This is a genomic window from Naasia sp. SYSU D00948 (assembly GCF_017916515.1).
GTDB lineage: Bacteria > Actinomycetota > Actinomycetes > Actinomycetales > Microbacteriaceae > Naasia.
In genome coordinates, this window is sequence record NZ_JAFMTA010000001.1 from 683,790 (window position 1) to 698,824 (window position 15,035).

Genomic DNA, 15,035 nt, shown 5'->3' on the forward strand with positions numbered 1-15,035 from the left:
CGTGCCGCCTCAGGCCGCGGTGCTGAGCGCGGTGCGGAGCTCGGACGCCTCCTGCACCGGGAGGCGGCAGACGAAGCCCTCGCAGAGGTAGGCGGTCGCCCGGCCGTCGCGTGCCGCGCGGTCGGCGAACAGCGGGAACCCCGACTCCGCGAAGGCCGCGGCCTGCTCCTCGGACGCGCGGACGACGATGTCGATCGGCGCCGAGCGCGCCACGTCCTCGAGCTCGGGATCCGGCGGCCCGATCAGCAGCAGGGCCGCGCCGGCGCTCCGCATCCGCAGGAGCGCCTCGAGCGCCGCCCCGAGCGAGACGGGGCGCGACTCCGCGAGCGCCGCGAAAGGAGCCAGTGCGCGCTCGGCGGCCTGGAGGTAGAGGTCCTCCCCCGTGAGCTCGAACAGCAGCATCGATGCGACCGCGATCTCGCTGGTACCCGAGGGGTAGGCGCCCTCGCCCGGGTCGCTCGGCAGGGCCAGCCCTCGACGGGCGAGCGTGGAGTCCGGACCGCCGGGCACGGCGAAGGCACCGCCCCGACCCGCCGAGAGGCAGTCGTCGACGAGCTCCCGTGCGGCGACCGCATAGCCCGGCTCCGCCGTCGTGATCGCGAGCTCGAGCAGTCCCCGCGCGAGCATCCCGTAGTCCTCGAGCGTCGCCGGGGCGGGCGACGCGCGACCGTCGAGGGTCGCCCGCAGGAGCCGGCGCCCCTGCCGAGCCGAGGCGAGCACGGCGTCCGCCGCGGTGCGGGCGAGCTCCGCCCACTCGGGCCGGCCGAGCCGGAGCGAAGCGGTGGCGAGGGCGCCGATCGCGAGCCCGTTCCACCCCGTCAGCACCTTCCCGTCGACGGCGGGTGCCGGCTGGCTGCGCCTCGCCTCGGCGTCGAGCGCGTAGTAGCCGCCCTCGCTGCGCTCTCCGTCGATGTAGCTCTCCGAGTCCTGCGCCGACCCGAAGGCACCGGACGGACGGCGGAGGATGCTCTGCAGGAAGGACACGATGCCTGCCGCGATCTCCTCGTTCCCTGCTTCGGCGTACGCGCGCAGGAGCTGGGCGTTGTCGTAGAGCATCCGCTCGTAGTGGGGCTCGGTCCAGTCCCGCTTGGTCGCGTACCGGAAGAATCCGCCCTCGATCGGGTCGCGGAGGCCGGAGTACGCCATGGTGCGGAGGGTACGGCGGGCGAGGTCGGCCACCGCCCCGCGCGCCGGCTCGTGCAGCACGTCGGAGGCTCCGAGGCGGAGGGCCATCAGGACGACCGGCGCGATCGGGAACTTCGGCGCACCCCCGAAGCCGCCGTGCTCGCGGTCCTCGTACGACAGGAGCTGCTCGGCGACCGCGGCGAAGTCGACCGCCGCGGGTCCCTCCGGCGGCAGCACCGGCTCGACCAGGGCCGCGGCGAGGCCCGCCGCGCTGCGCTCGACCTCGTCCCGGCGATCGCGCCAGGCCTCGTCGACCGCCTGGAGCACCTGACGGAAGGACGGGTGGCCGAGCATCGGGCTCGGCGGCGAGTAGGTGCCCGCGTAGAAGGCCCGCCCCTGCGGGGTCGTGAACACGTTGAGGGGCCAGCCGAGGTTCGGCGTGAAGACGGACGCGGCCGCCATGTAGGTGGAGTCGACGTCCGGGTGCTCCTCGCGGTCGATCTTGATCGCGACGAACCGCTCGTTCAGGTACTCGGCGAGGTCCGGGTCGGAGAAGCTCTCGCGAGCCATGACGTGACACCAGTGGCAGGTGGCGTAGCCGATGGACACGAGCACGGGGACGTCGCGCCGGGCGGCCTCCTCGAACGCCTCCTCGCCCCAGGGCCGCCAGTCCACCGGGTTGTCCGCGTGGCTGCGCAGGTACGGGCTGACGGCGTCGGCCAGGCGGTTCATTCCGACACGGTAGTCCCGCGCTTGCGGCGTCGTCTCCCCCCTTGACCCCGCAGCGAGCGGATCGCGAGCTGAGCCGCGCTCAGCAGGAGCAGCGCCGCGAACGCGATCGCCGAGACCTCGGGCGAGAGGAGGAACGCGCACGCGACGCCGGCGAGCGACAGGAGCGAGGCCGCGACCCCGACGACGAGCGCCTCGCGGAGACGGACGAGACCGCCGCGCACGTTGGTCACGGTGCCCATCGCGCTCGAGGCGATGATCACCGTGAGGGACGTCCCCTTCGCGAGCAGGTCGCCGATCCCGAACCCGGCGACGAGGACGGGGACGATGATGATCCCGCCTCCGACGCCGAACAGCCCGGACGCGATGCCGACGAGGAGCCCGATCCCGGCCAGGATCACGAGGAGCCACCACTCGAGCTCGATCTCGGCGCCGCGCTCCGGCACGACGAGCACCATGCGCAGCGCGACGAGCAGCAGCAGCGCGATGAACATCCAGCGCAGCAGTCCCAGGTGGATCCGCCGCAGCAGGCGGGCCCCGAGGAGCGCCCCCGGGATCGCCCCCGCCGCGAGGGCGATCGCCGCCGGCAGGTTCACTTGACCGTTCACGAGGTAGCCGGACGCGCCGACGATGCCGGCGGGGATGATCGCGGCGAGGGACAGGGCGGAGGCCCGCCGCTGGTCGAAGCGCGCGAGCGCGACGAGGAGGGGCACCATGACGACGCCTCCGCCGACCCCGAAGAGGCCGGAGAGGAAGCCCCCGATCACCCCGACACCGATGAGCGCGAGCCAGGGTGTGCGAGCGGGAGCGGTCGTCGTCATTCGTAGGCCTCCGAGATGCCGCGGGGAAGGAGCAGGATGGCGGCACTCGCGATCCAGACCGCGCCGACGAGGACTGTGAGCGGGACGGCCCCGATCAGGCCGAGTCCCCCGGCGATCGCGGCGCCCGCCGCCGCCGCCGATCCTCTCAGACCGGCGCCCACCGTGAACACCTGCGACCGGACTGTCGGTGGACTCTCCCGCTGGCGGATGGTGAGCATGGCGGCGACGCCGGGAGCCGTGAACAGGCCCGCGAGCCCCATCGCGATCAGGGTCAGCGTGTAGTTCGGCGCGAACGCGCTCACCACGGTGAACCCGCCGGTCGCGGCGAAGCTGCCGAGCATGACGGTGTGCGGCGCCCAGCGCCGGACGGGGCGCCAGGCGCTCACGAGCGCGCTCACCAGTCCGCCGATCGAGAAGGCCGTCATGATCCAGCCCGCGTCCGCGACGGTGCGGGCGCGCTCCGAGGCGAGCGCGACGGCCGCGATCGGCAGGGCGCCGCCGCCGAGCTGGGTGAGAGTCCCGGACAGGGTCGACAGGGCCAGCGGCCGGTGGCTCACGAGGTGCCGCATGCCCCGGCCGACGTCGCCCACCACGGACGACGGCTCGTCGGGAACGGGCCGCGCCGGCAGCTTCAGGAGCAGGACGCCGACGGCGCCCGCCGCCGCGATGACCGCGAGGAGCTCGAGCGCGAGCCTCCCGGATCCCGCCGCCATGGCGAGCGCCGCGAGGCCGGGACCGGCGACGCCCGCGATGTTGTAGGACAGGGTGTCGCTCGCGAACGCGCGCTCATGGCCGGGCACGACGTCGGCCGCGAAGCTGCTGAGCCCGCCGGAGAACGCCGGCGTGCAGCATCCCGCGACGAGCAGCGAGATGACGACCACCCATGTCGGGAGGATGCCGAGCAGCCCCGCGATCGCCAGGGCGACCGCGGTGCCGAGCGCGCCGCCGAACACGAGGACGCGGGGCGCGCGCGACCGGTCGAGGGCGACGCCCGCGAGCGGGGCGAGCACGACGCTCGGCGCGAGCAGCGCCGCGATGAGCGCACCGCCCAGCGCCACGCTGTCCGTCTCCTCGACCGCGAGCACCGCGAGCGCCACTCCGGCGCCGGAGACGGAGAGCCGCAGCGGGATCGAGGCGAGCAGGTAGGCGGCGACCCGGGCGCCGAGGCCGGCGCCCGCCTCCGCGCTCAGCGGAACGAGGCGGTGGCGGGGTCGGCCCCCACCCGCCGGCCGGAGTCGAGGGCGTCGAACACGGCCAGCTCCTCGGGCGTCAGCGAGAAGTCGAGGATCTCGAAGTTCTCGCGCTGGCGGCCCGGGTCGTTCGACTTCGGGAAGATGATCCGGCCCTCGTCGAGGTGCCAGCGGAGGGTCACCTGCGCCGGGGTCTTGCCGTACTTCCGGGCGATCGCGGCGACGTCCTCGCGGTCCACGATCTGCCCGGACGCGAGCGGGGACCAGGCCTCGATCGCGATCCCGTGCTGCGCGCAGAAGTCGACGACGTCGCGCTGCTGGAGCTCCGGGTGCAGCTCGATCTGGTTCACCGCGGGCACGACGTCGCTCGCGTCGAACAGGGCCTGCAGGTGCTCGGGGAGGAAGTTGGAGACGCCGATCGTCTTCGTGCGGCCGGTCGCGAGGATCTCCTCGAGGGTCTTCCACGCCTCGACGTACTCGCCGTACATCGGGACCGGCCAGTGGATGAGGTAGAGGTCGACGTAGTCGAGGCCGAGCTTCTCCATGCTCGCATCGAAGGCGGCGAGCGCCCTGTCGCGCTTGTGGTTCGCGTTCCAGAGCTTGGTCGTGACGTAGAGCTCCTCGCGCGGGATGCCGGAGGCGGCGATCGCCCTGCCGACACCCTTCTCGTTGCCGTAGATGGCGGCGGTGTCGATGTGCCGGTAGCCGATCTCGAGGGCGCTCTCCACGACCTCCTGGGTCCGCTCGGGCTCCACCTGGAACACCCCGAAGCCCAGCTGCGGGATCTCGGTTCCGTCGTTGAGGGTCACGGTGGGGACGGTGCTGGTCGACGTCATACGTCAACTCTTCCATCGGGGTCGGCGCATCCTGAAACCGGCGGTCGGGGCTTGCGCCAGCCGCACGCCCGGTCCGCGGTTCAGGAGATGCGAAGCGGATCAGGACAGACGGCCGCTTTCGCCCCCGGTTCAGGACGACACGCCGTGCCGGTCGGCGGATCTCCTGAACGGCGCAACCCCGGGCATCCCTCTCACCGGTCACGGACGCGAGGCATGCCGGAATTACCATGGAGGGCTCATGTCTCTCGACGCGCTCGCCATCACCTACCCCGCGGAGCTGCCCGTCTCCGCGGCGAAGGACGAGATCGCGGCGGCCATCCGGGACCACCAGGTCGTCGTGCTCGCGGGCGCGACCGGCTCGGGCAAGACGACGCAGCTGCCGAAGATCTGCCTCGAGCTGGGGCGCCAGTCGATCGGCCACACGCAGCCGCGGCGGATCGCCGCCCGGACGATCGCGGAGCGCATCGCGGAGGAGCTCGGCGTCGACCTGGGCGGCCTCGTCGGCTACCAGGTGCGGTTCACCGACAAGGCGAGCGCCGACACCCGGATCAAGCTGATGACGGACGGCATCCTGCTCAACGAGCTGAGCCACGACCGCATGCTCAGCCGCTACGACACGATCATCATCGACGAGGCGCACGAGCGCAGCCTCACCATCGACTTCCTGCTCGGCTACCTGAAGCGCCTCCTCCCGCAGCGTCCCGACCTCAAGCTCATCGTGACGTCCGCGACGATCGACCCGCAGAGCTTCGCGGAGCATTTCGCCGCGGCGGACGGCACTCCCGCGCCGGTGCTCGAGGTCTCCGGCCGCACCTATCCGGTCGAGATCCGCTACCGGCCCCTCGTGGGCGAGGAGTCCGAGGACGGCGAGCGCCGCGAGGACCGCGACCTCTTCGACGGCATCGTCGCCGCCCTCGACGAGCTCGCGGCGGAACCACCCGGCGACGTCCTCGTCTTCCTGTCCGGCGAGAACGAGATCCGCGACGCCGAGGACGCGATCCGCGCCCGGAACCTGCCCGGGACCGAGGTGCTCCCGCTCTACGGGCGCCTGTCCGCCGCCGAGCAGCACCGGGTCTTCGACACGTCGCGGGCGCCGGGGATCCGGCGCCGCATCGTGCTGGCGACCAACGTCGCCGAGACGAGCATCACCGTGCCGGGCATCAAGTACGTCGTGGACGGCGGGACGGCGCGCATCTCCCGCTACGGCGCGCGCTCGAAGGTGCAGCGGCTGCCGATCGAGCCGATCTCGCAGGCCTCCGCGAGCCAGCGGGCCGGCCGCGCCGGACGCACGAGCGAGGGGATCGCGATCCGCCTCTACTCCGAGGAGGACTTCGAGCGCCGGCCGGAGTTCACGGATCCGGAGATCCTCCGCACCGGGCTCGCGGCCGTCCTCCTGCAGATGCTCGACCTGGATCTCGGCGACATCGAGGACTTCCCGTTCCTGCAGCCGCCCGACAAGCGCGGCGTCCGGGACGGGTTCGAGCTGCTCCGCGAGCTGGGCGCGCTGACGGGCGACGGCCGGCTCAGCCGCACGGGACGCGACCTCGCGCGGCTGCCCATCGACCCGCGCTTCGGCCGCATGGTGCTCGAGTCGAAGCGCAACGGCGTCGTGCGCGAGGTGCTCGCGATCGTCGCCGGCCTGAGCATCCAGGATCCGCGGGAGCGGCCGGCGGAGAAGCGCGAGCAGGCGGACCAGTCGCACGCGCGCTTCGCCGACCCGACGAGCGACTTCCTCTCGCTCCTGAACCTCTGGAACCACCTCGAGGCACGGCAGCGCGAGCTGTCGTCGAGCGCGTTCCGGCGGCTCTGCCGCAGCGAGTTCCTCAACTACCTGCGCGTCCGGGAGTGGCAGGACGTCTACCGGCAGCTCGACCGGCTCGCGCGCCGCATCGGGATCCGCTCGGGCGAGCCGCGGGTCGATCCGGACGGGATCGCGCGCTCGCTGCTCTCCGGGCTGCTGTCGCAGATCGGGGTCGTGGACCAGCGCACCGCCGCGAAGGACGGGCGCAGCGGCGGCAAGGACGCGAAGGACAAGCGCCGCCGCAACGTCGAGTACCTGGGGGCGCGCGGCGTGAAGTTCGCCGTCTTCCCCGGCTCGCCGCTCGCCAAGAAGCCCCCGTCGGCCGTGATGGCGGCGGAGCTCGTCGAGACGTCGCGGCTCTTCGCGCGCACCGTCGGCGCGATCGACCCGGCCTGGGCGGAGCGGCTCGCGGGCGACCTGGTAAAGCGGAACCATTCGGAGCCGCACTGGGAGGCGCGGCAGGGCGCTGCCGTCGGGTACGAGACGGTGACCCTGTTCGGCGTCCCCCTCGTCGTCCGCCGGCGCATCCAGTGGTCGCGGGTGGACGCCGCGGAGGCGCGGGAGCTGTTCCTGCGGCACGCGCTCGTGCAGCAGGAGTGGCCGTCGCACCTCGACCGGTCGAAGGATCCGGCGTTCGAGTTCGAGCGCGCGAACGCCCGCCTCGTCCGGGAGCTCGGCGAGGTCGAGGAGCGGACGCGGCGCCGCGACATCCTCTCGGGCGACGAGTCGATCCTCGACTTCTACGACGCTCGCGTCCCGTCGGACGTCGCGAGCGTCACCGCGTTCCAGGCGTGGTGGGGCGAGGCCCGCAAGGAAGCGCCCGGCCTCCTGACCATGAGCCGCGCCGACCTCCTCGAGGAGGAGGACGAGGGGATGCCGGACGTCCAGGCGTTCCCCACCACCTGGCGCACCGGCGACCAGCGCCTCACGCTCCGCTACCGGTTCGAGCCGGGCGCCGTCGACGACGGCGTCACCGTCGAGATCCCTCTCCCCCTTCTGCCGAGGATGAGCGCGGCCGGCTTCGACTGGCAGGTCCCGGGGCTGCGCGAGGAGCTCGTGGCGGCGCTGCTCAAGACCCTGCCGAAGGCGATCCGCCGGACCGTCGTGCCGGCCGCGCAGTGGGCGGAGAAGCTGATGGCCGAGCTGCCGCCGGGACCCCACGACGAGCCGATCGCCGCGGCGCTGGCCACCGCGATCCGCCGAGCGGCCGGGACGGCGGCGGCAGCGGAGGACTTCGACCCCGAGCGGCTGCCGGCGCACCTGCGCATGTCGTTCGCGGTCGTCGACGACCGCGGACGCCGCCTCGGGATCTCCAAGGACCTCGCCGAGCTGCAGGAGCGCTTCTCCGAGCGCGCCCGCGAGTCGGTGTCGAAGCTGTTCGACGCGCGGGCGAAGCGGGACGAGTCCCCGGCGCCGTCCATCGAGCGGACCGGTCTCACCGTCTGGGACGTCGACGAGCTGCCGCGCGAGCTCGACCTCCGCCGCGGAGGCAGCCGCGTGCACGCCTACCCGGCCCTCGTGGACCGCGGCACGACCGTCGACGTCCGCCTCTTCGGCACGGCGGCCGAGCAGGCCGCGATGCACCGCCGGGGCGTCCTGCGTCTCCTGCAGCTCGCGATCCCCTCCCCCGTCTCCTACCTCAACGAGCACCTCACCGGGGCCGAGAAGGTGGCCCTGGCCACGAGCCCCTACCCGAGCGCTCGAGCGCTGTTCGACGACGCGCTGGCGGCGGTCATCGAGGCCCGGCTGCGGGCGCGCATCCCGGACGGCCTGCTGTGGACGCGCGCCGAGTTCGACGCGGTGCGCGAGGACGTGTCCGGGCACGTCGTCGACGACCTGTTCGCCGCCGTCGCCCTCGCCGCGCGGGTGCTCACCGGCGCCCGTCAGGCCGACGCCGCCATCCGCGGCGCGACGAGCCTCGCGCTGCTGCCCGCCCTCACGGACGCCCGCGCGCAGCTGGACGCGCTCGTGCACCCCGCCTTCGTCTCGGTCACCGGGATCGAGCGCCTCCGCCGCGTCCCCGTGTACCTCGAAGGGATCACCGCGCGGATCGCGAAGCTGCGCGAGAACCCGGGGCGGGACCGGGTGTGGCTGAACGAGGTGCAGGCCGCGACCGAGCGGTACCTGGCTGCGGGCGGCACCCTCCCGCTCCGGGCCGACGCCGAGCCGCGCCTCGCGGAGGTCCGCTGGATGCTCGAGGAGCTGCGGCTCAGCCTGTTCGCGCAGCACCTCGGCGCCGTGGGCCCGGTGTCCCTGCAGCGCGTCACGCGCGCCCTCGGCGCCTCCTGATCCGGCCGCGGCAGCAACGCCATCCGCGCGGCAGGAACAACAGCTGTGGCGAGGCTGCATCCGCCGGGGCGAGCGCGGTTCAGCCGGCGGCGAGGACCTTCTCGAGCGTCTGGAGGTTGCGGGTCGTCACGATCCCGGCGTGCTTCCTGCCTGTCAGCGTGCCGAAGGGGCTGGACAGCGTGCTGCCCTTCTCGACCTCCCAGTAGAGGAGCCCGTCGGCCGGCCGGACCCGCTCGAGGTCCGAGTCCTCCGGCGCCGCTGCGGCGAGCGTCCGCAGCGTCGCCGGGTCCGTGACGAACACCGCGTACGCGTGCCGCTCCGGCGACCGGGGGAACGGGTATCCCTCGACCGCCGCGCGGACCGTCTCGAGCGGCACGACGTGGATCGCGGCGTCGTAGCCGAACGCCTCCCCGACCGCCCGCTCGAGCACGCCGGCGGACTCCGCGGGGTCGGTTTCCGCGTCGAACACGACGTTGCCGCTCGCGAGCACGGTCCGCACGTTCGTCATCCCGGCCTTCTCGACCACGGCGCGCAGCTCCGCCATCGGGACCTTGTTGCGGCCGCCGACGTTGATCCCGCGGAGCAGCGCGACCTGACGCATCAGCTCAGTGGCCGACGGGCCCCGAGACGGCGTTGTCCGGCTTGCGCACGAACAGGACGGCGACGATCAGCCCGAGCGACATGATCGCCCCGACCAGGAACGCGGCGTGCGTGCCGGCGACGGTTCCCGCCACCTCCATGGTGTCGCTCCCGGCCGCCGACGCCCCCACCGCCATCACGGTGATGAACAGCGCCGTGCCGGCCGCCGCGGCCACCTGCTGGAACGTGCCGAGCACGGCGCTCCCGTGCGAGTAGAGCCTGCGCTGGACCGAGCCCAGTCCGGACGTCATGAGCGGGGTGAAGGTGGCCGACAGGCCGACGCTCAGCCCGATGTTGGTGAGCACCAGGGTCCAGATCGACGTGGACTCGTTCACCGTGGTGAGGAGCCACATCGCGCCGCTGATCAGGAGCGTGCCGGGAATGAGCAGGAAGCGGGGCCCGTGCCGGTCGTAGATCCGGCCGATGAAGGGGCTCGCGATGCCCATGAGCAGTCCGCCGGGGAGCGTGATCAGGCCGGTCGCGAGCGGGTCCAGCAGGAGGGCACGCTGCGCGAAGAACGGCAGGAGGATGAACGCCCCGAACATCGTGGCGGTCGCGATGACCATCGATACCATCGCGATCGTGAAGATCGGCGAGGTGAACACGCGCAGGTCGAGGAGCGCCCGCTCGTGGCGCTGCAGGAGGATCTGGCGCAGGAGGAACAGCGCGAGGAACACGCCGCCCGCCGTGAACAGGATCCAGACGGGGATCGCCGCGCCGCCCTCGGCCGACTCGCCGATGCTCGCCAGGCCGTAGACGAGGCCGCCGAAGCCGAGCACGGCGAGAGGGATCGACAGGACGTCGACCTTGGCGCGCGTCGTCTCCGAGACGGAGACGACCCACTTGGCGCCGATCGCGAGCGTCGCGATCGCGATGGGCAGCACGATGCCGAAGATCCAGCGCCAGCCGAAGTGCTCGATCACGAAGCCGGACACGGTCGGACCGAGAGCCGGCGCCACGGCGATCACGACCGAGATGTTGCCCATCATCGCGCCGCGGCGCGCGACGGGCACGAGGTTCATGACCGTGGTCATGAGAAGCGGCATCATGATCGCGGTTCCGGACGCCTGCACGACCCGCGCGGCGAGCAGCACCTCGAAGACGGGCGCGATCGCGGCGACCGCGGTGCCGACGCTGAACAGCGACATGGCGCTGATGAACAGCGCCTTCGTCGGGATCCGCTCGATCAGGAAGCCCGTGATCGGGATGACGACGGCCATCGTGAGCATGTAGGCGGTCGTCAGCCACTGCCCGATCGACGGGGCGACGCCGAGATCCTCCTGGAGGACGGGCAGCGCGACGCCCATCACGGTCTCGTTGAGGATGACCGTGAACGCGGACACCATCAGCACGAGGATCACGTTGCGGTGGTGTCGCGCGAGCTTGTGCGGCGCGCGGACGACGGGGATGCCCCCCGTGCTGGCGGAGACCACGTCGCGCGCGGCGGTGCTCGGGTAGTCGTCGGTCTCGGGCTGGTCGGTGTCGGTTCGGCTCACAGGGCGGCTCCGGTGGTCGCTCGAGCTTGCGCCTTGGATTCGGGACGCGCTTGCTGCCCCTGGAGGAAAAACAGTACAGAGGGCGCCAACACGTGACGCCCTCTCTTTATGCCGAGGTCAGCGCGCATGCCCACGCCGGCCGGGGCGAATCGGATTCGAGCCCCGGCCGACGGGCGGTTCAGGAACGCGCGGTGGCCTGCGCGTTGACCTCGTACGAGGTGTTGGTCGACTCGAAGAAGTTCACCAGCTGCAGCGTGTCGTTCGCGGTCGCCATCCACTTCGCGGGGTTGGACACGTTGTACTCCGGCTCGAAGCCGAGCTCCTCGAGCCGGCGGTCGGCCAGGTACTTGACGTACTGGTTGATGTAGTTCGCGTTGAGGCCGAGGATGCCGTTCGGCAGGAGGTCGCGGTTGTACTGCTCCTCCATCTCGACGGCGTCCGTGATCATCTTCTTGATCTCGGCGGCGAACTCCGCGGTCTGCAGGTCGGGGTTCTCGTCGAGCACGGTGAGGATCAGGTTGATGCCGAACTTCAGGTGGAGGCTCTCGTCGCGCACGATCCAGTCGACGAGCGAGCCGAAGTTGCGCAGCAGGTTCCGCTGGCGGAACGAGAGCGCGACCATGAAGCCCGAGTAGAACCAGATCCCCTCGAGGATGATGTTGTACGCGACGAGGTTCCGGATGAAGTCCTTCTTGCCGGCCGTCGTCGTGATGTCGAGCTGCTGCTCGGTCATCCGCTTGATGAAGCTGACCTCGAACTCCTCCTTGCGGGCCATCGACGGCACGTCGATGTGGGAGTTGTAGGCCTCGTCCCGGTCGATCGGGAACGTCTCGAGGACGTACTCGAACGACATGCAGTGGTTCGCCTCCTCCCACATCTGCTTCGCGAGGTAGAGGTGCGCCTCGGGAGCGTTGATGTAGGGGTACACGCCGAACGCGAGGGCCTTGTTGACCAGCAGCTCGCTCGGGTTGAAGTAGGACATGAGGAACGTGATCGCGTGGCGCTCCTCGTCCGTCATGCGCTTGAAGTCGGCGATGTCCTCACCGAGCTGGATCTCGTTCGGGAACCACGTGTTCGCCACGGCCTGCTCGTACAGGTCCATCGCCCACTTGTACCGAACGGGCTTCAGGAGAAGCCCCTCCTGGATGCCGGTGCCGAGGATGCTCATATGTTGTTCCTAACGCTGGGCCGTGGCCGTGGATTCCCTGGTGACGGCGATTATTGGCAGGAGTCGCACTGGAGGAGGTCCATCGGGTCCATCGGCACGATGTAGATCGATCCGGTGGCCGTGGACACCCCGTCGCCCCCGAAGTCGCGGGCGCTCACGAGTCCGCCTTGGGAGCGAGACCGCCGAAGCCGAAGCCGCGGCGGGCGGGAGCCGGGACGGCGGGCTCGGCCTCGGGCACCGCCGACACCGCGGACGCCTTCTCCGGCGTGACCGGCTGGGCGGCGCCGAAGCCGCGCTTCGTGCCCTCGGTGATGGTCTCCGCCTTGTTGACGCGCACCGTCGACTGCTCGGCGGTGTGCCGCGGCTTCATGTGCAGGTAGTACGTCGTCTTGACGCCCCGCTCCCACGCCGCGTAGTAGATGTCCATCATGTCGCCGAGGTCGCGCGTCTCGAGGTACATGTTGCGGCTGATGGCCTGGTCGATCCACTTCTGAGCGCGGGCCGCGACCTCGAGGAAGGCGTACGGCGAGAGCTGGAAGCTCGTCTTGTACGCGGCCTTCACGCTGTCCGGGATCTCCGCGATGTTCTGGATGTCGCCCTGGCTGCGCAGGATCGACTCGCGGACGCGCTCCCAGAGGCCGAGCTTCTGCAGGTCGGCGACCAGGTTGCGGTTCACCTCGAGGAACTTGCCGGACGAGGTCGCGCGGCTGAAGATCTGCGAGAACTGCGGGTCGAGGCCGGGGGTGGTGCCGGCGACGAGGCCGATTGACGCGGTGGGCGCGATCGCCATGAGCGTCGCGTTGCGCATCCCGCCCTTGACCTTGGCGCGGAGCGCATCCCAGTCGAGCCGGGTCTTGCGGGTCACCTTGACGGGGACCCCGCGGTCGGCCTCCGTGAGCGCGATCGAGTCGAGCGGCACCATTCCCTGGGACCAGCGCGAGCCCTGGAAGTTCTGGTACGCGCCCCGGCTCTGCGCGAGGTCGGCCGACTCGTCGATCGCCGCGTAGGAGACGTGCTCCATGATCTCGTCGATCAGGTCGTAGGCCTCCTCGCTCTCGTACGAGAAGCCGAGCTTCTCGACGACGTCGGTGAATCCCATCACGCCGAGGCCGATCGCGCGGTTCTGCTGGTTCGAGAAGTCCGCCTCGTCGACGCTCGAGAGCGTGATGTCGATGAGGTTGTCGAGCTGCCGCACCGCGAGGCGGGCGCTCTCCTCCATCTGCGCCCAGTCGAAGGCGAGCTTGCCGTCGACCTCGACGAGGTGCCGGGACAGGTTGATCGACGCCAGGTTGCAGACGGAGACGTTGTCGCGGTCCTGCGGGAGGCAGATCTCGGTGCAGAGGTTGGAGAGGTGGATCGTGCCCGTGTTGTTGTTGAGGGCGCGGTTGTTGATCGTGTCCTTCCAGGTGAGCCAGGGGTGGCTCGTGGTCTGGAGGGCGATGAGGATCGCCTTGAACTGCTCGCGCGCCTTGATGCGCTTGAACATCCGGAGCCTGCCGGCCTCGGCCTCCGCGATGTAGTGCGCGTAGCGGGCCGAGAACTCCTTGCCGTAGAGCTCGTTGAGGTCGGCGACCTCCAGCGGGTCGAAGAGGTACCAGTCCTCGTCGTTCTGGACCCGCTTCATGAACTCGTCCGAGATCCACACGGCGGTGTTGGCGGTGCGGGTGCGGCGGTACGGGTCGCCGGAGTTCTGGCGGAGGTCGAGGAACTCGGGGAAGTCGAGGTGCCAGTTCTCCATGTAGAAGCAGAGGGCGCCGAACTTCTTGCCGCCGCGGCTGACCGCCCGCAGGATCGAGTCGATCGTGTGCATGAAGGGGATCGGCCCGGTCGAGGTGGTGTTGTTCGACCGGATGGGCGAGCCCTGCGCGCGCAGCTTGGTGACAGAGAGGCCGATGCCGCCCGTGCCCTTCGTGAGCCACATGACATCGCGGGTGGTCTTCGCGATGTGCTCGATGTCGTCCTGCATCTCCATGACGAAGCAGTTGGACAGCTGCGGGTACTTGGTGCCGGCGTTGACGAGCGTCGAGCCCGCCGCGAGGTAGTCGAGCGTCGACATCTTGCGGTAGAACGCGATCGCGGTGGAGGTCGGGTCCTGCTCGTTGAGCGAGAGACCCATGGCGATGCGCATCCAGAAGTACTGCGGCACCTCGAGCGGCTCGCCGTTGCGCGCCTTGATGCCGTACCGGTTGTTCAGCGTGACGACGCCGATGTACTTGAGCAGCTCGTCGCCCGCGGGCTCCAGCGCCTCGGCCAGGCGGTCCAGGTCGAACAGCGTCGCGAGACGGTCGTCGAGGAGGTCCTCCGCGACGCCGCGCTCGATGTACGGGCGGAACTTGAGCGTGTGCAGCGCCTTGAGCTCCGCGGCGGTCTCGTAGTCGCCGAGCACGCGCTTGTAGATGGTCTTGAGCAGCAGCCGCGCGGCCACGGTGTCGAATGCAGGGTCGTCCTTGACGTTCTGCAGCGCCACCTGGATGACGGCCTCGTCGAGCTGCTGGGTGGTGATCCCGTCGAAGAGGGTGAGCTCCAGCTCCGACGCGATCTGGGTGACCCAGGTGATGTTCTCGTCGAGGCCGGCACTCGCGTGCTCGATCGCGAGGTTGATCTTGTTGGCGTCGTAGGGCTCCCGGTCCCCATTGCGCTTGACGACGGTTATAGACACGACTGCCTCCCACTGTCCGGTCGACGAACGACCACGAGCGACCTCGTATGAGGTCGCATCCCCCCAGAACCCCGCACTGCCGGCGGGGCAACAACCGGAACGTCTCCGGACCCCGGGCCACCCGAAGGCCGGGGTCCGGAGAACGATTCCGTACAGTCGTCCGCCTGGGATTCCAGAGCCACCCGAAGACCTGGATTCCGTGCGGCGAGCCGACCGAAAATCACTATATATGGGGCTCTGAACATGGCGGCAACCCTAGATGTGGCGGCGTGTCGTGCACAG

Annotated in this window: 9 protein-coding genes; 1 reads left to right on the top strand and 8 read right to left on the bottom strand. The window is 70.9% G+C overall.

Going from position 1 to position 15,035, the window contains the following annotated elements; genetic code table 11:
- Window positions 1–9: 9 nt before the first annotated feature.
- Genes J3P30_RS03170 through J3P30_RS03185 form a run of 4 tightly spaced genes read right to left on the bottom strand, consistent with a single transcriptional unit; the run spans window position 10 to window position 4,701 of the window.
- Window positions 10–1,857, bottom strand: a complete 1,848-nt coding sequence (locus J3P30_RS03170; RefSeq protein WP_210479483.1) for a thioredoxin domain-containing protein — start codon at window positions 1,855–1,857, stop codon at window positions 10–12.
- Window positions 1,854–2,675 (bottom strand): sulfite exporter TauE/SafE family protein, encoded by an 822-nt coding sequence (locus tag J3P30_RS03175; RefSeq protein WP_210479484.1) that lies wholly within the window; start codon window positions 2,673–2,675, stop codon window positions 1,854–1,856. The genes J3P30_RS03170 and J3P30_RS03175 overlap by 4 nt, the downstream gene beginning before the upstream one ends.
- Entirely contained in the window at window positions 2,672–3,865 is a 1,194-nt protein-coding gene (locus J3P30_RS03180) for an MFS transporter (protein ID WP_246852931.1), read from the bottom strand. The genes J3P30_RS03175 and J3P30_RS03180 overlap by 4 nt, the downstream gene beginning before the upstream one ends.
- Window positions 3,862–4,701 (bottom strand): aldo/keto reductase, encoded by an 840-nt coding sequence (locus tag J3P30_RS03185; RefSeq protein ID WP_210479485.1) that lies wholly within the window; start codon window positions 4,699–4,701, stop codon window positions 3,862–3,864. The genes J3P30_RS03180 and J3P30_RS03185 overlap by 4 nt, the downstream gene beginning before the upstream one ends.
- Window positions 4,702–4,939: 238 nt before the next feature.
- Here J3P30_RS03185 and hrpA point away from each other — a divergent pair, with 238 nt between their 5' ends.
- Window positions 4,940–8,791: an ATP-dependent RNA helicase HrpA gene (gene hrpA / locus J3P30_RS03190; RefSeq protein WP_210479486.1), complete on the top strand. Its 3,852-nt coding sequence runs from the start codon at window positions 4,940–4,942 to the stop codon at window positions 8,789–8,791.
- Window positions 8,792–8,870: 79 nt separating this feature from the next.
- Here the strand turns inward: hrpA and J3P30_RS03195 are convergent, their stop codons facing one another.
- The 4 genes from J3P30_RS03195 to J3P30_RS03210 all read right to left on the bottom strand — a co-directional run bounded on the left by J3P30_RS03195 (window position 8,871) and on the right by J3P30_RS03210 (window position 14,753).
- Window positions 8,871–9,392 (bottom strand): DUF1697 domain-containing protein, encoded by a 522-nt coding sequence (locus tag J3P30_RS03195; RefSeq protein WP_210479487.1) that lies wholly within the window; start codon window positions 9,390–9,392, stop codon window positions 8,871–8,873.
- A 4-nt stretch (window positions 9,393–9,396) separates the two neighbouring features.
- Complete coding sequence (locus J3P30_RS03200) at window positions 9,397–10,926, bottom strand: MDR family MFS transporter (protein WP_307807384.1); 1,530 nt, start codon at window positions 10,924–10,926, stop codon at window positions 9,397–9,399.
- Window positions 10,927–11,104: 178 nt separating this feature from the next.
- Window positions 11,105–12,094: a ribonucleotide-diphosphate reductase subunit beta gene (locus tag J3P30_RS03205; protein WP_210479488.1), complete on the bottom strand. Its 990-nt coding sequence runs from the start codon at window positions 12,092–12,094 to the stop codon at window positions 11,105–11,107.
- A gap of 154 nt (window positions 12,095–12,248) precedes the next feature.
- Window positions 12,249–14,753, bottom strand: coding sequence for a ribonucleoside-diphosphate reductase subunit alpha (locus tag J3P30_RS03210; RefSeq protein WP_210479489.1), 2,505 nt, complete (start codon window positions 14,751–14,753; stop codon window positions 12,249–12,251).
- Between the last annotated feature and the right edge of the window lie 282 nt (window positions 14,754–15,035).

Coding starts and splice junctions, on each gene's coding strand:
- J3P30_RS03170 (WP_210479483.1), bottom strand. CDS start 1,857: ATGAACCGCCTGGCCGACGCCGTCAGCCCGTACCTGCGCAGCCACGCG.
- hrpA (WP_210479486.1), top strand. CDS start 4,940: ATGTCTCTCGACGCGCTCGCCATCACCTACCCCGCGGAGCTGCCCGTC.
- J3P30_RS03195 (WP_210479487.1), bottom strand. CDS start 9,392: ATGCGTCAGGTCGCGCTGCTCCGCGGGATCAACGTCGGCGGCCGCAAC.
- J3P30_RS03205 (WP_210479488.1), bottom strand. CDS start 12,094: ATGAGCATCCTCGGCACCGGCATCCAGGAGGGGCTTCTCCTGAAGCCC.
- J3P30_RS03185 (WP_210479485.1), bottom strand. CDS start 4,701: ATGACGTCGACCAGCACCGTCCCCACCGTGACCCTCAACGACGGAACC.
- J3P30_RS03175 (WP_210479484.1), bottom strand. CDS start 2,675: ATGACGACGACCGCTCCCGCTCGCACACCCTGGCTCGCGCTCATCGGT.